Origin of the sequence: Cognatishimia sp. F0-27 (assembly GCF_020667845.1) — a bacterium.
Classification (GTDB): Bacteria; Pseudomonadota; Alphaproteobacteria; order Rhodobacterales; family Rhodobacteraceae; genus JAFMPQ01.
On the sequence record NZ_JAFMPQ010000009.1, the window covers coordinates 64512 to 85766 of the forward strand.

General features: G+C 63.1%; 17 protein-coding genes and 1 tRNA gene. 8 read left to right on the plus strand and 10 right to left on the minus strand.

Features of this window, described 5'->3' with window-relative positions; translation table 11 throughout:
* Positions 1 to 651: 651 nt before the first annotated feature.
* The 3 genes from J1C49_RS06905 (at position 652) to J1C49_RS06915 (ending at position 6203) form a co-directional block, all read left to right on the plus strand.
* On the plus strand, positions 652 to 1941 hold the full coding sequence (locus J1C49_RS06905; protein WP_227445080.1) for a hypothetical protein: 1290 nt from the start codon (positions 652 to 654) through the stop codon (positions 1939 to 1941).
* A gap of 357 nt (positions 1942 to 2298) precedes the next feature.
* A tRNA-Val gene (locus tag J1C49_RS06910) sits at positions 2299 to 2374 on the plus strand.
* A gap of 457 nt (positions 2375 to 2831) precedes the next feature.
* Positions 2832 to 6203, plus strand: coding sequence for a CARDB domain-containing protein (locus J1C49_RS06915; protein ID WP_227445081.1), 3372 nt, complete (start codon positions 2832 to 2834; stop codon positions 6201 to 6203).
* Between the two features lie 223 nt (positions 6204 to 6426).
* Here the strand turns inward: J1C49_RS06915 and J1C49_RS06920 are convergent, their stop codons facing one another.
* The 5 genes from J1C49_RS06920 to J1C49_RS06940 all read right to left on the minus strand — a co-directional run bounded on the left by J1C49_RS06920 (position 6427) and on the right by J1C49_RS06940 (position 11068).
* A complete protein-coding gene (locus J1C49_RS06920) occupies positions 6427 to 7611 on the minus strand; it encodes a VWA domain-containing protein (RefSeq protein WP_227445127.1) in 1185 nt (394 codons plus the stop codon).
* 317 nt (positions 7612 to 7928) lie between these two features.
* Positions 7929 to 8096 carry an apolipoprotein acyltransferase gene (locus tag J1C49_RS06925; protein WP_227445082.1) on the minus strand — a complete coding sequence of 56 codons (168 nt, stop codon included), beginning with the start codon at positions 8094 to 8096 and terminating at the stop codon, positions 7929 to 7931.
* Entirely contained in the window at positions 8093 to 9484 is a 1392-nt protein-coding gene (locus tag J1C49_RS06930) for a DUF2927 domain-containing protein (RefSeq protein ID WP_227445083.1), read from the minus strand. Before J1C49_RS06930 ends, J1C49_RS06925 begins: the two co-directional genes overlap by 4 nt.
* Entirely contained in the window at positions 9484 to 9903 is a 420-nt protein-coding gene (locus J1C49_RS06935; protein WP_227445128.1) for a GNAT family N-acetyltransferase, read from the minus strand. The genes J1C49_RS06930 and J1C49_RS06935 overlap by 1 nt, the downstream gene beginning before the upstream one ends.
* Before the next feature lie 325 nt (positions 9904 to 10228).
* Positions 10229 to 11068, minus strand: coding sequence for a MoxR family ATPase (locus J1C49_RS06940; RefSeq protein WP_227445084.1), 840 nt, complete (start codon positions 11066 to 11068; stop codon positions 10229 to 10231).
* Between the two features lie 165 nt (positions 11069 to 11233).
* Between J1C49_RS06940 and dksA the strand changes: the two genes are divergently transcribed.
* The 4 genes from dksA to J1C49_RS06960 all read left to right on the plus strand — a co-directional run bounded on the left by dksA (position 11234) and on the right by J1C49_RS06960 (position 15196).
* A complete protein-coding gene (dksA, locus tag J1C49_RS06945; RefSeq protein WP_227445085.1) occupies positions 11234 to 11656 on the plus strand; it encodes an RNA polymerase-binding protein DksA in 423 nt (140 codons plus the stop codon).
* Positions 11657 to 11873: 217 nt separating this feature from the next.
* Entirely contained in the window at positions 11874 to 13052 is a 1179-nt protein-coding gene (locus J1C49_RS06950; protein ID WP_227445086.1) for an FAD-dependent monooxygenase, read from the plus strand.
* Between the two features lie 186 nt (positions 13053 to 13238).
* A complete protein-coding gene (locus J1C49_RS06955) occupies positions 13239 to 14207 on the plus strand; it encodes an XdhC family protein (RefSeq protein ID WP_227445087.1) in 969 nt (322 codons plus the stop codon).
* Positions 14204 to 15196, plus strand: a complete 993-nt coding sequence (locus J1C49_RS06960) for a molybdopterin-binding protein (protein ID WP_227445088.1) — start codon at positions 14204 to 14206, stop codon at positions 15194 to 15196. The genes J1C49_RS06955 and J1C49_RS06960 overlap by 4 nt, the downstream gene beginning before the upstream one ends.
* A 223-nt stretch (positions 15197 to 15419) precedes the next feature.
* Here J1C49_RS06960 and infC read toward each other — a convergent pair whose 3' ends face one another.
* The gene (gene infC, locus J1C49_RS06965; RefSeq protein WP_227445129.1) at positions 15420 to 15965 is read right to left on the minus strand and encodes a translation initiation factor IF-3; all 546 of its coding nucleotides are present in this window, start codon (positions 15963 to 15965) and stop codon (positions 15420 to 15422) included.
* A 206-nt stretch (positions 15966 to 16171) separates the two neighbouring features.
* Here infC and J1C49_RS06970 point away from each other — a divergent pair, with 206 nt between their 5' ends.
* Positions 16172 to 17218 (plus strand): hypothetical protein, encoded by a 1047-nt coding sequence (locus tag J1C49_RS06970; RefSeq protein ID WP_227445089.1) that lies wholly within the window; start codon positions 16172 to 16174, stop codon positions 17216 to 17218.
* Positions 17219 to 17358: 140 nt separating this feature from the next.
* Here J1C49_RS06970 and J1C49_RS06975 read toward each other — a convergent pair whose 3' ends face one another.
* From J1C49_RS06975 to J1C49_RS06990, 4 genes are all read right to left on the minus strand, one after another.
* The gene (locus J1C49_RS06975; protein ID WP_304522420.1) at positions 17359 to 18213 is read right to left on the minus strand and encodes a ferredoxin--NADP reductase; all 855 of its coding nucleotides are present in this window, start codon (positions 18211 to 18213) and stop codon (positions 17359 to 17361) included.
* A gap of 175 nt (positions 18214 to 18388) precedes the next feature.
* Complete coding sequence (locus J1C49_RS06980) at positions 18389 to 18769, minus strand: DUF934 domain-containing protein (protein WP_227445090.1); 381 nt, start codon at positions 18767 to 18769, stop codon at positions 18389 to 18391.
* Between the two features lie 9 nt (positions 18770 to 18778).
* Positions 18779 to 19543 (minus strand): phosphoadenylyl-sulfate reductase, encoded by a 765-nt coding sequence (locus J1C49_RS06985; RefSeq protein WP_227445091.1) that lies wholly within the window; start codon positions 19541 to 19543, stop codon positions 18779 to 18781.
* A 4-nt stretch (positions 19544 to 19547) separates the two neighbouring features.
* Positions 19548 to 21218 (minus strand): nitrite/sulfite reductase, encoded by a 1671-nt coding sequence (locus J1C49_RS06990; protein WP_227445092.1) that lies wholly within the window; start codon positions 21216 to 21218, stop codon positions 19548 to 19550.
* Positions 21219 to 21255 lie beyond the last annotated feature (37 nt).

Sequence of the window (21255 nt, forward strand, 5' to 3'; positions counted from 1 at the left end):
ATTTGCGGAGAGAGCCGAAGTGTCGCTGAGTGCGGCAAGCCCCCTCGGGGCAGGGGGCGCCTTTATGCAGAAAGCGCCCTACCTTGCGGATCGCGGTGGGTGTGATGGTGAAGCGCCTCCGGTTCTGGCCCAACCAATCCGCCAAGCGATGAGACCGGAGCCTATCGAGGCAAGGAGACGCCGCAATGGCTCTGGACGACACGGATCGGAAAGCACTGTCATCGGCAGAACTTCTGATTGCCCGCTACTAACGAAACCGGTCGGTGCGCGCCAATCCGGCGCCCTCAAGGTTCGCATCTCGCTGGATCATGTCCGGGCTCCAACAAGCGTCACGAGGAGATGTGCCACGAAGAAGGCGAAATCGATGGTGTCGAAGCACCTTTTTCAAGTGGTGGGGATATAAAAACGCCGAGTGATCAACCCTGTCATGCGCTCGGTGACGGACGATGCACGTCCAAATCGATAATTGTTTCTGCCTCGGCGCGTTTCTTTCCATTTGATAAAGAATCAATAGCCAATTTAGTTAAAAAGTATTAACACTTGCTGTGGTGTTTTGCTTTTGTGGGGCGGTTCTGCTTTGTCCCCAAAGGGGAGGCCTCCTTCAGGATCTGAATAGGATCTTGGTAAAGGTTTGATTGTATGGAGGATTCAATGCGTATCCGGACGCTTATTATTTCATCGACAGCGTTGACACTGTCCCTGTCTGCGGCTTGGGCCGACGACAACGCAGCATATCTTGAACAGGTTGCCGACGGGGCGGGCAACACCGCTCTGATCGAGCAGGACGGCACGGGCAACCAGGTTGGCCGCAGCGCCACGCAGCAGGCCAAGCAACGCAGTCGCGCTGGTAGTGACGGCAACAATCTCGACGTGTTGCAGGTTGGCGACGGCAACAAGGTGGGCTCTGTTCTGTTCTCGCAAGACGGTCGCGACGGGGTGGCAAACCTCGCGGATATCGAACAACAGGGCGACGACAACGTGGTTGGTGGTGTCGACCAACGCACGGGCGGCACGTCTGGCGCGGGCGGCAACACGCTTCTGGTCTTGCAAGGCAGTGCCACGGACAGCGACAACAAGCTCAGCGGCGTCAGCCAGCGGTCAAATGCCGGTCACAGCAACCTCGCGGATGTGTCGCAGACCGGAACCGGCAACGACATCAGGCGCGTGCGGCAATTTGCCGAGGTCGGCGACAACACCATCACGGTGGACATTACCGGCGACCGCAATGGTGAGTTCAAGTTCGGACAGTCTTTCGCAGAATTCACGCCGGGTGGATTTGCGGCGCTTTCCGGGGCAACGGCCAGCGAATTGCTTCAGGGCGCGCTTGGGGCGTCACCCGATGATGGCGGCAACCTCATCAACCTCGTGATCACCGGCGACGACAATGATTTCGGTGTGACACAACTGGGCATCAACAACACCGTCGGCACGCTGAGCATTTCCGGCAACAGCAATGAGCTTGGCATCTATCAGGACGGCGCCGGCAATGGCGTGGATCTCGCGGTGTTGTCAGGCGATTTCAACAATGTCGGAATCAATCAGAATGGCACCAATTTCTCGGATGTCGAAATTGACGGATCGTCCAATGCCTTGTCCATTTCACAAGACGGCGCAAATGGCGACGGCATCGATGGCTTCGGCGTCTTGCTGACCATCACCGGTGATTTCAACGGGACCGGTGTCTTTGGAATTGGCACGGATGCAGCGTCGATCGGCCTCGACAATGGCACCATAAGCCAGATTGGCAACGGTAACCTGATGGACACGATGATTGTGGGTGACTTCAACAAATTCGCGACATCGCAAGCCGGCGACTTCAACTCGGTAAACGGCATGGTGGCGGGCAGTTCGAATGAATTCGCCGTGTTGCAGAACGGAAATTCCAACATGGTTGGGTTTACCCAGACGGGGGCGGCCAACAATCTTGGCGTGACCCAGTAACGGACGCCGGAACCGTTCAAGACAAGAGCCAGCCACACCGCGCGTGTGGCTGGTTTTTTTGTGTCGCGTAGGCTGCGCGTGGTGGCCCGCCAAGCGCTCGAATTCATGGGTGCAAGGCGCGACCCAGTGCGAAACCGATCGCGGTGAGGCGGCGGGCTTTCGGCAAGTGTCGTTGGCAAGCGGCGCTCTTTGCCAGCCGTTGAGCCGCATCGGCGGCCGGTGTGCAACCGCCCGGGCAGAGTGCCAAGACGATCCCGCAGTGAGAGGCCCGGTGACAGGCGCATCGGAGGCGGCTCGGGTCGTGGGTGTGAAAACGCTCTTGATACGGCGCGAGAGCTTGCGTAAACGGCTGCTGTCGGGTGATTAGCTCAGTTGGTAGAGCGCTTCGTTTACACCGAAGATGTCGGGAGTTCGAGTCTCTCATCACCCACCATCCACCACCAATGGCCGCCCCAAGACTATCGGCTGAGATCTGCGGCCTGCGCCTTCGAGTGACAATGCAGTGCCAAGCATCGGGTCGAACTTGGCCCGCGCCGTCGTCATTCGAACGCCTCTGTGCCAGCATCACAGGTTTTGGTCTGTCCCGGGCCTTCTGCGCCCGGAATGCGGCTCGCAGGCCTGCGGTTTCAAGGCGGTGGCGTCAGGACGCCTGGGTTCGCACCACTCCAAGCCGGGTTTGCGCGGCGCGCGCCCGGTTCCGCGGATCAAGAAGGGACGTCATCCATCCAGTGCGCGAAAGTCTGCGGCTGGAAGGCGCGTTTCCGGACATCGGCGCAGACTGGCACTGACTGACCCGGCCGGAGACAAATATCAGATTCGGTTTGCATCTTTTACGTGACGGAAGGTGCACGGTGTGCCATCCTCGGCTCGCAGATTTTGAGGATTATATTTTGCCGACAGTCACCTATTCCCGCACAGCCGACGTGACCTTTGCGCCGGGCTACAGAACACTTTCTTTCAACGTGCCGAATGATCCGCCGGGGGCAGAGGTGGATGGGGACGTTCGTTACGACCTCTACATCAACGCGGCCGATGGTGGCGACGTGGATCTCGGCAAGGTCGAGGTCTACCTCATATCGCCGGATGGCGAGCGGCAGAAGATCTTCGATGCCACTGATTTTTTCAACGATACCGACAATGACAACGACAGCGACAACGCCGATGATCACGACATCAGCTTTAGCGGCAACGACCCGGCTTCGACGGAAGGTGGGTTCAACAACGACCCCGTGAACGGCACCTGGCAGATCGCCATCAACAACCGCACGGACGAAAGCGTTGTCCTGCGCGATTTCGCTCTGGAAGTCGATTACGACATTCCGCCGGCGCCGGACGTGATTGTGACCGACCTGCAGTTCACCGGCAATCCGACGGTCGGCGAGTTCATGACCGTGGTGGCCGACATCGCCAATGTCGGGGAGCGCTATGCCGATCCCTTCACGGCAAGCCTCTATATCAACGGCGAATTCATCGAGAATTCGGTCCTCACGGCCGGGTTGTTCGCCAACACATACTGGACCGAGCGATTCAGCTTCGAGCTGACTGAATCCGGAACCGTCAGCGCCGAAGTCCGGTTGACCGGGGTCAGTGCCGAGATCAACACGTCGAACAACTCCCGCACGGAGACGTTCACGCCGGCGATTGGCGATCTGACCGTTTCGGATATTTCCTTCTCCGGCAATCCCTCACTCGGCGAATTGATGACGGTCCTGGCCGAGATCGAGAACATCGGGACGGGCGATTACAGCGAATTCACCACCGTTCATCTCTATGTGAATGGCGCCACGGAACCGGATGCGGTTTCTGTCCTGTCCTTCGGTCTGGGGCAGGGCGACACATGGACGGAACGCTTCACCTATCGGGTCGAGCAAGGCGGCACAAATGATGTCGAAGTGCGGATCGTTGACACGATCGCTGGCGAGGACCGCTCGAACAACAGTGGGTTCGCGAGTTTTGTGCCGTCGCAACACGATCTGACCGTCACCGATATCCGGTTATCTGACGTGCCGGTGGCCGGTGAAGAACTCGAGATCGAGGCAACGGTTACCAATATCGGCGACGACTCCACGCTCGATGCGTTCGATATCGTGTTTGAGGTAGAGGGGGCCGAGATCGGGCGGGAGACCTATGATCTGGGTCTGCTCGAAGGGCTGTCATGGCCGCAGACCATCGATTACCGCGTGCCGGATGATTATGACGGAACCCTGCGCGTCACGGCACGGATCGAAGGCATCGCGCAAGATGCGCGCTATGGCAACAACTCCCGCACCGAGGTTTTCGGCGGAAACCTCTCGCAGCTTGGACCGGAGCTCGAACTGGCCGCTCACGCGCTGCGCAGCGTCTATGGTGACCAGCTTGTGCCCGTGGTGCGCGACGCGCAGGGCGCGGTGACCGGCTATCGCGGGGCGGATGATGACGACAATGGCCTCGATGACCAATATGACGATTACTATGCCGCGCTCGGTTTCACGGTGCTCAAGGAAAACGATCTGACGATTTCCGCGGGCAACTTGCTCTCGGGCTATCGCTTCACCGACGGCGGGCTGTATGAGGGGCGGGCGGCGTCGAGCCTCTTCTACGAGGCGCAGGCGATCCTGTTCGAGGGGGTTGACGAGCAGGGAGACCAGACCGTGGTGCTCGCGTTCCGGGGCACGGACAACACTCTTCAATCGCTCGACGGCCAGGCCTTTTCCGGCAATGGCCAGTATGAGTATTACGAAGGGCTTCGTCCGCTTGTGCGCGCGGCAATCGACTATGTGAACGACGATTCCAATGGGGTCGACAAGTTCATCGTCACCGGCCACAGCCTCGGCGGCGCCATGGTGGACCTGTTTGCCGCCGTGGATGGACAGAATGTGGACGGGGATGTCGAACTGCACGCCATCGCCGTTGCGCCGGCCGGACTGGACCCGGACACGCTGACCGACCCGTTGGTCAATCAGGGCTATCTGGAACAATACGACCGCAGCATCGTGACGCCGACGGTCTTTGCCGTCGAGTTGGAGGCGCCGTCCTGGTATACGGGGTTGGCCCACAGTCAGGACAGGGTCACCTTTGCCTGGGAAAACCCCATTGCGCTGAATATACCGCTGTTTTTCAACATCAATTTCGAAGACAGGCTGTTTGCGCTCGATATACCGGGTCTTGAAAACGATGCGAAGCCCGGCGGATTTGGTGCCGAACATGACGAGGGGCTGTACTGGTCGACCCTGAGCGGGCTTGCCAACGATCCGCTTTTGCAATTCCACCGCGGTCAGCAGATCAGTTTCGGGATCGACACCTATCGCAGCGTAGAGGATCTCGACGGGACCCGGATCGACCTGTTTGACGAATACACCGGCTATGGTCCGGGATACGCCGATGATGGCTCGGAGCTCGATGGCTCCGCGCGGGCGGATTACATCCTCGGGTTGGGCGGCGATGATCGGTTCTCCGGCGGCGGCGGCGACGATCTTCTGTCCGGCGGGGAGGGCAGCGACAGCATTCATGGCGGCGGGGGTGACGACCGTCTTCACGGGGGCTCCGGCTTTGACACGTTGGTGGGCGACGGCGGCAATGACACGCTGCAGGGCCGGTCCGGTTTCGACAGCCTGTCCGGTGGCGCCGGTGCTGACCGGCTCGATGGGAATTTCGGCAATGACACCCTGAATGGCGGTGCGGATGATGACGCGCTCAATGGCGGGCTGGGCTCTGACCAGATGAATGGTGGTCTTGGCAATGACACGCTCCTTGCGCTGGAAGGGTTCGACAACCTGCTTGGCGGAAGCGGGGCCGACGATTTGCGCGGGAATTTCGGCAATGACACGCTCGACGGTCAGACCGGGGACGACGCGCTTTACGGCGGGCTTGGCTTTGACAGCATGATGGGGGGCGATGGCTCCGACAGTCTTTACGGTGCCAATGGCTTTGACACGCTGATGGGTGGCCCCGGCGATGATGTGCTCGAAGGCAATGCGGGGAATGACCGGCTGGACGGGGGCCCCGGCAATGACACGATCACGGGCGGCATCGGTGCCGATACGATCGTGTTCTCCGCCGGGTCGGGAGCGGACCGGATCATCCGTTTCCAGAACAACATCGACCGGCTCGAACTCGACGCGGCCTTGTTTGATGAGGCACAGCCGCAGCGCGCGGATATCGCCAACTACCAGGGGTTCGACGCGGATGGCAATGTGGTGCTCGATTTTGGCGGTGGGGATGTTCTGACCTTCGCGGAGCGAAGCAACCCCAACACGCTCTATGATGACATGGTCATCGTCTGAACCCGGGGCGCGGTCCTTCCACGATTATTGGGTTTCGAAGCGGGGAGGCCGCGGCGCGTCCGGCCTCCTGCGGGGACCGTGCGGGCGGCCTTGAGCCGGGTGTCCGGCGACATCGGGCCTCGTGCGCGCCGGGCGCCTCGTCCGCGCCGGGTTGAGCGCACCGTGATCAGGAGCGGGGCGGACGCGGGATACGCCCCGCGCTCGTCCGCTCCCTTGACGCAGGTCAGCGCGTGAGCAAGCGCATGCCCTTGTCAATCCCGTCCAGCGTCATCGGAACCATGCGCTCTTCGAAGATCTCGCGGATCATCCCGATGGATTGCGTATAGCGCCAGTGTTTCTCGGGCACCGGGTTGATCCAGAGATTGCTTGCCCATTGGTCTCGCGCGCGTTGAAGCCAAACCTGACCGGCCTCGGCATTCCAGTGTTCGTTGGCGCCACCGGGATACGCGATCTCGTAAGGGGACATGGATGCGTCACCGACAAAGATGCATTTGTAGTCCGGGCCGTAGGTGTTGAACACGTCCCATGTCGGCGTCTGCGCATCCCAACGGCGGCGGTTGTCGCGCCATACCCCTTCATAGAGGCAATTGTGAAAGTAGTAGTGTTCGAGATGCTTGAACTCGGCGCGCGCGGCCGAGAACAGCTCCTCGACGACCTGGACAAACGGGTCCATCGAGCCGCCCGCGTCGAGAAAGAGCAGGACTTTTACCGCGTTGCGCCGTTCGGGCCGCGTGACAACATCGAGATAGCCATGATCGGCGGTGGCGCGGATCGTGCCATCGAGGTCCAGCTCTTCGGCAGCCCCGTCGCGCGCCCAGCGACGCAGACGCTTGAGCGCAACCTTGATGTTGCGGGTGCCAAGCTCGACGTCGCCGTCCAGGTTGCGGAACTCGCGCCGGTCCCAGACCTTGACCGCCCGCTTGTGGCGGCTTTCGTCCTGACCGATGCGCACGCCTTCGGGATTGTAGCCATAGGCGCCGAACGGGGACGTGCCGGCGGTTCCGATCCATTTGTTTCCGCCCTGATGACGGCCCTGTTGTTCCTTGAGCCGCTCCTTGAGGGTTTCCATGAGTTTTTCGAAGCCGCCAAGCGCGTCGATCTCGGCCTTTTCCGCCTCGGTCAGGGTCTTTTCGGCAAGCTTGCGCAGCCAGTCTTCGGGCAGGTTGACCGCCTCCATCATCTCCGCCGGAGAGATCGCCTCAAGGCCCTTGAAGGTTGCGGCAAAAGCGCGGTCGAACCGGTCGATATGGCGCTCATCCTTTACCATGGCGCTGCGCGCGAGGTAGTAGAAGGCTTCTGCGTCATAGGTTGCCAACCCCGCGCCCATGGCTTCGAGAAAGGTCAGGTATTCCCGCAGGCTGACGGGGAGGGCGGCTTTGCGCAGGTTCTCGAAGAAGGGCACGAACATGCGCTCAGAGGTAGGCCGGATCGTGGTGGCCTGCAAGCTTGCCGATGTCGCCACGGTTGGTTTGTGCAGGAAAATGGGGGGCCTTGCCCCCCCGGCCTTCGGCCTCCCCCCAGAGTATTTCGAGACAGAAGAAACCCTGTCCGGCTCTCAAGCAGCGCGGCACGCGGGATGCGAGCGGGCGCCACCGTGGTGCCGGCGCAAGGGGGCGCGGCGAGGCCCACATGCGGGAGACAAGCACGCAAGGCAGGGCTGGAGCTGTGTGACATGTGGTGCCGCGCAAGGCGGCAGCGGGTCCTGAGCGTGCCCGGAGGTGGGCTTCAGGTGATCGCTTTTTCGATGATGATGGTCACGATGAAACCGAGCAGCCCATAGGCAAGGGCATAGACCACGGCATATTGCGCAATATCGGCCTTGTTGCCCTTGCGCTTGCGCGCCAGCATACCGCCCCAGACCGCGCCAAAGAGCGCTGCTGCGATGACAATCATAGAGTGCCTGCTCCTCGCTTGGCCGGGTTCAGCGCGCTTATCTCGCGCAGCTTGGCCCGCACCGCCCAATCCGAGCCGAACCCGTATCGCGCCCAGCCCATGGAGTCCAGACGCACGGCCTGCGCCTCGGCGACACGCCCGGAGAGGTCAAGCGCCTCGGCACGCAGCATCATCAACATGGACAGCAGCGCGGCGTTCTCGTGGCGGGCGGCGATGTCCAGATGGGGGGTCACGAGGCGCAGCACATCCTCGGCGCGGCCCTGGGTCAGCGCAAAGGCGGCCAGCTGCGAGGCAACATAGGCGCGGTGCAGGGCGGTGTCCGGGCTGCTGCCAAAATAGCGTTGCGAGAGGCGGAACTGCGCTTCGGCGGCGGTGGGATCGGTGGTTTGCAGGATGCGGCCCATGGCGTAGTGCGAAAACGCGCGGCGGTGATCCGTCCAGCCAAGCGCCATGGCCATGCGCAGTGCGGCTTCGGCAGCCACGCGGCGCTCGGCCGCGCCGGAGACCGGCCCCAAGGCGGTCTGGACGGCGATGATCCAGGGGCGTGGTGTGCGCGAAAGCCGGCTCGGTGCGATGGTTGCGCCGGCGGGGTTGATGCGCGCGAGAATGGCCGGCAAACGGTCTGCAACCTCGGAACGGCTCATCCCGTTGGACAGGCTGCTGTCATAGGTGATCCGCAAGATCATCATGTCATATCCGGTCAGCACCGTGTGGACGTTGTCGTCGTTGAACACACTGTCGGGCAGCCGGTAGAGGTCATTGAGCGGCCCGAGGGCCTGGGCCAGTTCTTCGTGCAGGCAATCGCGGATTTCCTGCGGGCTGGCATCATTCGGCAGGATGATCGCCACTTTCTCCCGCGCGGTCAGGCGCGACCAGTTCAGGGACCCGTTCCGGCGCGCGGCCTGATACTCGGCCAGCGACGAGACATTGGGCACGACAAAGCAGGCGGCTTGCGGCATCGCCTTGCGGATCGCCGAGCGTGGCACGGCCTGAATGGTGATATTGGCGTGCGGACCGGGCGTGAGTGCGATGCGGATCCCCGCTTCGGACCGCAGACGGTGCAGCAGCCGTGTGAGATCGGCCCCGAGCGAGGCGGGCGGCGCGCCGGTCACACGCACCGAGATCGGCCCTTCGAAGCGGGTCATCATGCGCAGCGTGCGACCCGATTCAAGCATGAAGCTGAGGTCGAGGAAATCCCGCGCGATGTCGGCGTTGGAGGCGATGGGGCGCACGGGGCGGGGCACGGAAAACATCTTCATGGCCGGCAGGCCGTTGCCCGCGCTCGTGTCAAAGGCCGCGCGCGTCGCGGTTTCGGACTGCGCGACGGGCATGCAGGCGCCCAGCATGAGATAAAGCGGCAGGACAAGGCGACGGACAGATCTGTGCATCACGACCTCTGATACTTGATGAAGGGAGTGACGGATCCGATCCGATCGTAAAGCTGACGGGCGGTGGCGTTGAAATCCTGTGTCAACCAGTAAACGGTTGGCGCACCGGCCGCGTCGGCGCGGTCATACACCGCTTCGATCAGCGCGCGTCCGACCCCTGTGCCGCGGCTTTCGGGCGTGGCGTAGAGGTCCTGCAAGTAGCAGACCTCCTCGATTCTCCACGCATGGCGATGAAACAGGTAATGGGTCAGGCCGACCGCGGTGCCATCCGCGGTTTCAGCGAGCAGGCCGTTGAAATCCCGTGGATCGTCGCCGAGCAACCGCGCAAAGGTCGACCGGTAGACCGCGTCGGGCACGGTCGTTTCGTAAAAGGCGAGATACGCCGTCCACAGCGCGCGCCACACGGGTTCATCGTCCATGCGCACGGGGCGCACGGTCACGGGTTTGGTCTGGGACACCTTTGAAGCCTGCCTGCTCGTTTTTTGTCACTCGGATGGACACATCATCCGCGTGCTATTTGTCCTCTATGAGGGGACTATAGGGCAAAACCGAGGAAACTGATCATCAATGGGAAACCCTGTTGATAATTTTTTGCCACCTGAGTCGAGAAAGTGACACAGACTTATATATCAAGGGTTTAGGGGTGGGTCTCTTGGCAACAGTCGGCCCGAAACGGGCCGGATGCCGGTGATATATACCGATTGAAATGCCGCGGATCCGGGCCGTCGCACCCGTTTTGCGGGGTCAGCGACCGGAGCGCGCCATGAAGGCCAGCCGCTCGAAAAGATGCACATCCTGCTCGTTCTTGAGAAGCGCGCCATGCAGTTTTGGCAGCGCATTGACCCCGTCGCGCTTCAGGTCGTCCGCATCGAGATCTTCGGCCAGGAGCAGCTTCAGCCAGTCGAGCACCTCGGATGTCGATGGCTTCTTCTTGAGGCCGGGCTGCTCGCGCAGCTCGTAGAACTGTGTGAGAGCGGTGTTCAGAAGGCTCTCCTTTAGGCCGGGATGATGCACCTTGACGATCGCGCGGAGCGTATCGGGATCGGGAAAGCGGATGTAGTGGAAAAAGCAGCGCCGCAGAAACGCGTCCGGCAGCTCCTTTTCGTTATTCGAGGTGATGATGACGATGGGGCGGTGGCGCGCGCGGATGGTCTCGCCGGTCTCGTAGACATGGAACTCCATGCGATCCAGTTCCTGCAGGAGGTCATTGGGAAACTCGATATCGGCCTTGTCCACCTCGTCGATCAGCAGCACCACCTTGCCGTCCGCTTCGAACGCCTGCCAGAGCTTTCCCTTGCGGATGTAGTTGGAGACATCGTTCACCCGTTCGTCGCCCAACTGGCTGTCACGCAGCCGGCTGACCGCGTCATATTCATACAGGCCCTGCTGCGCCTTGGTGGTCGACTTGATCGACCATTCAATCATCGGAACACCGAGCGCGTCGGCGACCTGTCGTGCAAGCTCGGTCTTGCCGGTTCCGGGTTCGCCCTTCACAAGCAAGGGGCGCTCCAGCGTCACGGCCGCATTGACCGCCATTGTCAGATCGTCGGTGGCCACATAGGTGTCTGTGCCTTCAAAGCGCATGGTTTTTCTCCGCTCAAAGCTCGGTAGGTCCGCCCTCAAATAGCCGAATTGGGGTGCTATTGTGTAGTGACAAGGGAGGGTGCTTCGGTTAATTGCTGGCCCAAGGGGTGCCAGATATCTAGAGGGAACACCATGACGGATATTGGCGTAGATAAGGGGAAACCTATGAAAGCCGAATCCTTTTTGCCAGAGGACTATCGACCGGCGGAAGACGAGCCGTTCATGAATGAGCGGCAATTGGAATATTTCCGCCGTAAACTCATCAACTGGAAACAGGAATTGCTTTCGGACAGCCGCGACACGATCGAGGATCTGCAGCGCCACACGCGCAATATCCCCGACGTGACCGACCGGGCCAGCGAAGAGACCGACCGGGCGCTGGAACTGCGCACCCGGGATCGGCAGCGCAAGCTTGTTGCCAAGATCGACAGCGCGTTGCGCCGGATTGATGAAGGGGAATACGGCTACTGCGAAGTGACCGGCGATCCGATCAGCCTCAAGCGGCTCGATGCCCGGCCGATTGCAACCATGAGCCTTGAGGCGCAGGAGCGTCACGAACGTCGCGAAAAGGTGCATCGCGACGATTGAGCCATTAAGGACTGATCCGAAGTCGTCCGGAGGGAGGAGCCGGGCGATTTCGTAGCGACCCACCGCATTGCGCGGGCGCGCGGTCGCGTTCAGCAGCGCCGGGGCTCAGGCCTCGGCGCTTTTTTCATGTCGGCGCTTCCGATGGACCGGGCCAAGCGCGCCATTCCCGGACATGGGATTTGCCACGAAGCGCTGTTTGGCGTGAGGAGGGGACATCATGGCAGTGTCGGGCATGCAGGTGGTGGTGCTTGGAGGCGGCATCGGCGGATTGGCCACGGCTCTTGCTGCCGCGCGGCGTGGTGCGTGGGTCACCGTCTTTGAGCAGGCGCCGGAAATTGCGGAAGTGGGCGCCGGGCTTCAGATCAGCCCCAACGGCGCACGGGTGTTGCAGGCGCTGGGGGTTGCGCAGGCCGTTGCGGACCGCGCGGTGCGTGGTGCCGGCGTGTCGCTGCGCGACTATCGGGAAGGGCGGGAGGTCGTGCGGCTCGACCTGATGCAGCTTGGCGCCGATCAGGCCTATCATTTCGTGCATCGCGCCGATCTGATTGCGGCCTTGGAAGCCGCCTGCCGCGAAGCAGGCGTCGAGATTCGATTGGGGCAATGCGCCACATCGGTCGCGCCCGGCATCCGGCCGGCCTTCACGCTGGATACCCAGCGCCACCAGGACTGCGATCTGATTGTCGGTGCCGATGGTCTTCATTCCGTCGTGCGCCCCGCGCTCAACGGCGCGGCGGCCCCGTTCTTTACCGGTCAGGTTGCGTGGCGCGCGCTTGCCCCGAACAGCGTCGTCCATCCGCCCGAGGCGCGGGTGACCATGGCGCCGGGTCGCCATGTGGTCAGCTATCCGCTGCGCGATAAGGAAGTGGTCAATCTTGTGGCGGTCGAAGAGCGCGAGGACTGGGTCGAGGAGGGCTGGCACCATGCGGGCGACCCCGATGTGCTGCGGCAGCGCTTCGGTGATTTTGGGGGCGATGTGGCGCGGCTGTTTCAGGACGTGGACTCGGTTGGGGTCTGGGGGCTGTTCCGACACCCGGTGGCCGAGCGCTGGTTCGCGCCGGGTGCGGCACTTGTGGGAGACGCCGCGCATCCGACCCTGCCGTTTCTGGCGCAAGGCGCTGTGATGGCGCTGGAAGATGCGTGGGCACTGATGGCAATGCTTGACGCGCATGATGCGCGTGAAGACGGACTTGCGCGGTATCAGGCGCTGCGCCGGGATCGCGTATCGCGGGTGATCAAGGCCGCAAATGGCAACGCTTGGAAATACCACCTGCGCAACCCGCTTTTGCGCAAGGCCGCGCATTTGGGGCTTGCGGTTGCGGGGCGTGTTGCGCCGCGCGGGATGATGGCGCAATTCGACTGGATCTATCGCTACGACGTGACGCAAGAGCGGGTCTGATCCACACAGACAGCGCGGGTGGCGTGGGTGACGGCGGCGTCGGTAGCGGCGGCGTTGGTCGCGGCGGCGCTGGTGGCATGCGCGGGCCACATAGGCGGGACCGGATCGCACGATTCGGCACGATAGGAGGGGGAGACAGGCGGATGCTGGCCCCCTACATAGGAAAGGCCAAAGGGAGGGCGATCCATGGACAGGTTTGACAACATTCCCGAAACTGCACTGGCTTGGCATGACGCGGGCGAAGGCGCGGTGCTTGCCACGGTGATCGAGACCTGGGGTTCCGCACCGCGCCGCATCGGCAGCCAATTGGCAATCTCCGGCGCTGGCGAGATCGCGGGATCGGTCTCCGGCGGCTGCGTGGAAGGGGCCGTGATTGTCGAGGCGCTGGAAGCGCTGGAGGACGGGGCCGCGCGGGAACTTGAATTCGGGGTGTCGGATGGGGATGCCTTTGCCGTCGGGCTCGCATGCGGCGGCACCATCCGTGTTCTGGTGGAGCCGGTCGGGTCCGTTTTGCCGGACAGCCTGCTGCGCGAATTATGCGTGGCGCGGGCGGCGCGTGAGCCTGTGGCCTATGTCGTCGATCTCGATGCCGGGGTGCGGCACCTTGCCCGTGATGGCTTCAAAGCGCGGTTTCGGATGGACCGGTCCGGGTTCGAGGAAGAAACCCGCACCTTCGTGGCAATCCACAATCCGCCGCTGCGGCTTGTGGTGGTGGGTGCCGTGCATATCGCGCAGGCGCTTGTGCCGATGGCGCGGATCGCCGGCTACGATCCGGCGGTGATCGACCCGCGCGAGACCTTTGCATCCGAGGCCCGCTTTCCCGGCACACGGCTTTTGCATGACTGGCCCGATGAGGCGGTGGACGCGCTTGGCCTCGATCAACGCACCGCACTGGTGCTGTTGACCCACGACCCGAAGCTCGATGATCCAGCCCTTCAGCGCGGGCTTGCGGCGGAGTGCTTTTACATCGGGGCGCTCGGGTCCACGCGCACTCACTCGAAACGCGTCGACCGCTTGCGGGAGGCCGGGTTCGATGATGCCGCCATTGCCCGGATCCATGGCCCCATCGGGCTTGATATCGGAGCGTCGGGACCCCCGGAAATCGCGGTCGCGATCCTTGCCGAAATGACCTTGCGGCTGAGGAAAGGCGCGTGAAGTTCGGCCCCGTTCCAACCCGCTCCGCTCTCGGGGCGATCCTCGCGCATTCCGTGGCCCTGCCGGACGGGCGTCTGCGCAAGGGCAGTGCGCTTTTGCAGGAAGACATCGACCGCCTGCTGCGCCATGGCGCAGAGTCAGTCACCGTGGCGCGGCTGGAGCCGGGTGATCTGGGCGAAGATGATGCCGCCATGCGGCTGGCCCGTGCGCTTGTGCCCGATCCCGACCGCGCCGGTTTGCGCATCGGCGCGGCGACGACCGGCCGGGTCAACCTGCATGCGGATGCGCCCGGCGTGGTCGAGGTTCTCGCGGACCGCATCCATGCGCTGAACGCGCTGCATCCGTCGATCACGGTCGCCACGGTCGCGCCTTGGCAGCGGCTGGAAGCGGGCGGGCTTGCCGCCACGGTCAAGATCATCGCCTACGCGGTGCCGGAGGCGGCTCTTGAGGCGGCGTGCCTTGCGGGGCAGGGCGGCTTGCGATTGCGCCGGGTGACGGTGTCCGATGCCACTTTGATCCAGACGCGCGTGGACCAGAGGGACAGCGGCGACAAAGGCCATCGCGTCACCGCTGCGCGGCTGGCGCGTTTGGGGGTGTCGCTGGCGCCGCCCGTGCTCGTCGATCACGCCATCGCGCCGCTTGCCGACGCGATCCGCGCCGCGTCGACACAGGCCGTTCTTATCCTGACAGGGTCGGCCACGTCCGATGTGCACGACGTGGCACCGCAAGCCGTCCGCGAGGCCGGTGGCCGGGTGGCCCATTACGGCATGCCGGTCGATCCCGGAAACCTGTTGTTCTACGGCGATCTCGATGGGCGGCCGGTGATCGGTCTTCCGGGCTGCGCCCGGTCTCCCGCTCTCAACGGCGCGGATTGGGTGATCGAGCGATTGTTTTGCGGTGTCGCGCTCAGCCCGGGCGATATCGCGATGATGGGGGTCGGTGGCCTGCTCAAGGAGATCCCGCAGCGCGGACGTCCCCGCGAAGCCTAGGCGGTTGAAGAAGCAGAAGGCTCGCGCGCCGACACGAAGGGCACACGGCGCGCCCTTGGGCGCGGTTTGACATGCCACCCGTATGGAGCGGGTCTGTGCCATGCCCCCCATGGGGGCAACCGGTCAGAGCGTTCCGTGGCATCCAAAAAACAAACCCCGCCAAGGAACTCGGCAGGGTTCGGAATTGGGGGCGTCAAGCGCCGCAGAGAAACCAAGATGGCCCTTACTTCGGGGCTGGGCCAATCATCATGACCATCTGGCGGCCTTCCATCTTCGGCATATTCTCAACCTTGCCGATTTCCTTGACGTCTTCGGCAACCCTGTGAAGCAGGTCACGACCGAGATCCTGGTGCGCCATCTCACGGCCACGGAACCGCAGAGTGACCTTCACCTTGTCGCCGTTCTCGAGGAACTTGAAGACATTGCGCATCTTCACCTCGTAATCGTGCACATCCGTACCGGGCCGGAACTTGACCTCTTTGACTTCGATGGTTTTCTGCTTCTTGCGGGCCTCGGATTCTCGCTTTTGCTGTTCGTACTTGAACTTTCCGTAATCCATGATCTTGCAGACCGGTGGATTGGCATTGGGCGAGATTTCCACGAGGTCCAAACCGGCTTCCTCCGCAAGATCCATCGCGCGGGCCGGGGAAACAACACCGACATTTTCGCCTTCGGCGCCAATAAGTCGGATTTCGGGAGCCCTGATGCGATCATTGACGCGGGGGCCGGTATCGCGCTGTGGAGGCGCGTTGTGGGGTCTGCGGGCTATGGGTTCACTCCGTTTGTTGCCGTCTAAACAAGGTAGCAAGGTAAACTTGGCAGCGCGCCGGTTCAAGCGGCAAAACACTGCCGAATGGCGCTTTTTTCAACCGTTTCCCCTTGCGTTGGCCTAGGGTCGGGGTCACGTCAGGCGGTATCACTCACTAGGACTCTCGGGTCGCACAAGATGCAAGCGAGCCCGAAAAGGAGAACGAGATGAAGAAACTGATTCCTGCCATTGCCGCGATCGTCATCGCGGTGGGCGGCTACCTTTGGTATTCCGGTCAACAGGCGGCCAAAGCCGAAGCCGAGGCTGCTGCGGCGCAAGCCGAGGCGGCGGCAACGGCTGCGGCGGAGGCTGCCGAAGCGGCGGCTGCCGAAGCGGCTGCAAAAGCGCAAGCCGAAGCCGCCGCTGCGGAAGAAGCGGCCGCCGCCGCAGCAGAAGCCGCGGCCGCCGAGGCGGAAGCCGCTGCGAATGCTGTCGAACAGGCCGCCGAAGAGGCGGCACAGGCCGCAGCCGAGGCCGTTGAAGACGCGCAGGCCGCCGTTGACGAAGCCGTCGAAGACGCGGTGAACGCGGCGGAAAGCGTCGCCGAAGGCGCGGGCGCTCTCGTCGAAGAGGCCGTCGAAGGCGCGCAGACAGCCGCGGACAGTGCTGCCGAAGAGGTCGGCAACGCGGTAACCACCCTGACAGAAGAGGTCGAAGGCGCGGTTTCCGATGCCCTTGGTCTGACCGAGAATGCGCAGGACGCAGCTTCCGAAGCCGTTGAGGGCGCCGCAGAGGAGGCAGCCGAAGCCGCCGAGGGCGCCGCAGACGTGGCCGACGAGGCCGCTCAGACGGCTGCGGAGGGGGCCGACGAGGCCGCTGACGCGGTGGCCGGTGCGGCGGATGAGGCTGCTCAGACCGTCGAAGAGGCCGCCGACGATGCCGCCGGCGCAGTGGAGGGCGCGGCGGATGCCGTGGCAGAGGAGGCCGCTGCGGAGACGGCTGCCGAGGCCGCTCCGGCCGTGGACGAAACTGCAGCCGAGGACGCCGCTCCGGCAGACAGCGCGGCGGACGCGTCCGAGGCGCTTTCCATCGATCAACTGCTGACGGCGGATGGGTTCAATTACGACGCCGTGGCCGATTACATCGACAGTGCGGAGTTGAACGCGATCCAGAAAGCCGCCGCACAAACCATGTTGCAACAGGTGCGCGACAATCCCGAAGCGCTCTCCGGTGTGCTCGACAGCCTGCGCGAGATGCTGAGCGTCAGCGAATAAGGGATCTGCCGGGTGGGCCGGGAGATCCGGTCCAGCCCATCAAACGAAAAAACGCCGCGGGCCCACGGCGCGCGGCGTTTTTTCGTGTCATGCCAGAATTTTCGATGGGGCGACATGCCCCACGGTTCAGAGCGCGGCGATCAATCGAGGAAGGCTTTCTCGACGACGTAATGCTTGGGGTCCGAGTTGGCGCCTTCCTCAAGCCCGTAGTTCTCGAACAACTCCTTGAGCTCAAGGTTGAACGCGAGATTGCCGCAGATCATCGCGCGGTCGGTCTCCGGGGTCAGGGGCGGCACTCCCAGATCCTCGAAAACCGTGCCGGACCGCATCAGGTCTGTGATCCGCCCCATCTTGGGGCTCTCCTCACGCGTGGTGGTCGGATAGTAGCGCAGCTTTTCATGGAAGCCCTCGCCCATGAGCTCGGCCAGCATCTCGTCTGAGCGGATCTCGTCAATCAGCTCCTTGCCATAGGTCAGTTCGCCCACTTCCCGGCAGGTGTGGGTGAGGATGACCTCATCATAGTCTTCGTAGGTCTGCGGGTCCCGCAGCAACGACGCAAAGGGGGCGATCCCGGTGCCTGTAGCAAAGAACCAGATCCGCTTTCCGGGCAGCAAGGCGTCATGCACCAATGTGCCGACTGGCTTGGGGCGCAGGATGATCTCGTCGCCGGGCTGGATATGCTGAAGCCGCGATGTGAGCGGACCGTCCTGCACCTTGATCGAATAGAATTCGAGTTCTTCGTCCCAGCTTGGCGACGCAATGGAATAGGCGCGCAACAGCGGCTTTTCGCGTCCGGTCTTGGGATCGGTCTGCATCAGCCCGATCATCACGAATTCACCGGAGCGGAAGCGCAGGCTCGCGGGCCGCGTGACGCGAAAGGAGAAAAGCCGGTCTGTCCAGTGGGTCACGGCGGTGACGGTCTGTGTATCGGGTTGGGCCAGTTTCCTGGCGGATTTCGTAGCTGTGGCGTCGGTCACGGCGGGCATCTCTGTCAACATGGGTTTACACTCCGGACCCTCGCATGTCGGGCGGGTGTTGAAAAGGCGCGCGCCGCCGGTTTCCCGGCGGCAAAACGCCCCGCCACCCTAGCGAGGAATTGTTTGTATACAAGTGAATTATGGGTGGGTGTCGTCCGGCGGCTATCGTCTTTGGCCGGACGTGGCCCGGCGCTCAGGCGCGCAGCCGCGCCTGGTAATCGTGGGCGCGCCAATCGGCGCGCGCCTGCCAATCCGGTTCCGGCTGGCGGGCGGCGAGTGCCGCGTCGATCTCCACCTCGTCAAACCCGGCGCGGCGCGCCATGGCATATTGGTCGGCGATCACGTGCCCGCGGGCCCGCAACCGGCCGCGAAATCCCTGCGCCCGCAACAGCCGCGCCAGCGTGAAGCCTCGCCCGTCGGCAAAGCTCGGAAAGTCGATGCGGATCAGCGCCGGCGTGCCGGGGTCGAGCGTGGCGGGATCCGTATCCGACGCGAGATCAAGGATCGGGCCGGTCCAGTCCTCCGGTGCAAAACCGGCGTCGGTGACGAGAATCGTGGTCTGCGACTTGGTCATGGTCTGTCCTTACTGTTCGTTGCGGCGCAGGCGACCGCTGGCGTCGAGATGAATGCCGCATTCGGTTTTCTTCTGCCCGGCCCACCGCCCGGCACGCGGGTCTTCGCCCGGCTGCACGGCGCGGGTGCAGGGCGCGCAGCCGATCGACGCAAATCCCTCGCGCACCAGCGGGTGCAGCGGCAGGCGGTTTTCTTCGCGGTAGGTCCGGAGGTCTCCCGGCGACCAGCGCGCCAGCGGGTTGACCTTGATCCGCAGACCGTCGCGCTCGAAGAACGCAAGCTTGGCGCGCATCCCGCCCTGATACCGTTTGCGCCCCGTGATCCATGCGTCAAACGGGCCAAGCGCGGCCTCGAGCGGCGCTGTTTTGCGCAAGGCGCAGCAGGCATCGGGATCGCGCGCATGCAACGTGCCGTCCGGGTCCACATGGGCGAGGCGCGCCGCATCCGGTTCAACCTGGCGCACGTTCCAAAGCTTGAGCCGCTCGCTGAGGTCCTGCACATAGACCAACGTCTCTGCGAAATGCTGTCCGGTGTCGAGAAACAGCACCGGCACGCCGGGGTCGATGAGCGCGGCGAGATGCAGCAGCACCACCGATTCCGCGCCGTAAGACGACACCAAAGCGGTGTCGCCTGTCAGACGGTCCCGTAGCACGGCCTCAAGCACCGCCGTGGCCCCGTGTCGGTGAAACCGGGCGTTGAGCGTGGCAACCTTTGCATCGAGGGCGGCGATCGCTTCGGCGTCGCTGTCCACGGTCGGAGAATACGATACGGTCATGGGATCACGCCGCCCGTGAGCGCCGGGCTTCGGGCCCGTAAAGCGCTTCCTTGAACGGGGCCATGCCGACGCGGCGATAGGTGTCGATAAACGGCTCCTCCGGGCCGGTTCTCTGGGCGAGATAGGTCTCCACCAGCCGTTCGATCGCGGGCAAGATGGCCTCCGCAGAGAACCCCGGTCCGGTCCTTTCGCCGACGGCGGCCTGTTCCGTGTGATCGCCGCCCAGGGTGATCTGGTAATTCTCCACGCCGGCGCGATCCAGCCCGAGTATGCCGATATGGCCGAGATGGTGATGCCCGCACGCGTTGATGCAGCCGGAAATCTTGATCTTGAGATCGCCGATGTCGTGTTCGAGCTTGAGCGCATCGAAACGGGTGGCGATGTCTTGTGCGATCGGGATCGAGCGCGCCGTGGCCAGCGCGCAGTAATCCATGCCGGGGCAGGCGATGATGTCCGAGATCTTGCCGATATTGGCGGTGGCCAGCCCGCGTGCCTTGAGCCGGGCGTGGATCTCTGGCAGGTCGGCGCGGTGCACATGCGGCAGGACGATGTTCTGTTCGTGGCTGATCCGGATTTCGTCATGCCCGAATTGCTCCGCAATATCGGCGATCACGCGCATCTGGTCGGCACTGGCGTCGCCGGGTGTGGCGCCATGCGCCTTCAGGCTGATCTGGGCAATGGCATAGCCGGGCGCGCGATGAGCGCTGAGATTGGTATCGGCCCAGGCGCGGAACACCGGGTCGCTGTCATAGGCCCGTGTGTAGGCATCCACCGGGCGCGTGACAAAGGCAGGAGGCGCGAAATCCTCGCGGATCCGCGCGAGATGCGCTTGATCGACGCCTGTGAAGCTTGGTTTCAGGATCGCGAAGCGGTCCTCAACAAGTCGGGAAATCTCTTCAATTCCATGCTCATGCACAGTGATCTTGATGCGGGACTTGTATTTGTTGTCGCGCCGTCCCAACAGGTTCCAGACCGAAACGGTCGCTTCGAGATAGGGCAACAGATCCGCTTCCGGCAGGAAGCTTCGCAGCACCTTGCCGATCATCGGCGTGCGACCGAGGCCGCCACCCACGATGATCTCGTAGCCTGTTTCGCCGTCACGCTGCACCGTTCGAATGCCGATATCATGGGCGCGTGTCACGGCACGGTCCGCCTCGGCGCCGGTGACGGCGATCTTGAACTTCCGGGGCAGGAACTGGAACTCGGGATGGTCGGTGGACCATTGCCGGATCAGTTCGGCAACCGGGCGCGGGTCGGCGATCTCATCGGCGGCAGCCCCGGCGAAGTGATCTGCGGTGACGTTCCGGATCGTGTTGCCGGAAGTCTGGATCGCGTGCATCCCGACCTCGGCCAGAGCATCGAGCATATCCGGGACATCGCGCAGCGCGGGCCAGTTATACTGGATATTCTGACGGGTCGTGAAATGGCCATAACCCTTGTCCCAGCGCTCCGCGATCATGGCGAGCTGGCGCATCTGGGCGCTGTTGAGCGTGCCATACGGGATTGCGACGCGCAGCATGTAGGCGTGCAGTTGCAGGTAGAGCCCGTTCATCAGGCGCAGCGGTTTGAACTCGTCCTCGGTCAAGCTGCCATCGATGCGGCGGTTGACCTGCGCGCGAAACTGGCGGTTGCGCTCGGCCACAAAGGCGGCGTCGAACTCGGTGTAGCGATACATGGCTCTCTCCTCGGCGTCTAACGCCTTGGTATTGGGA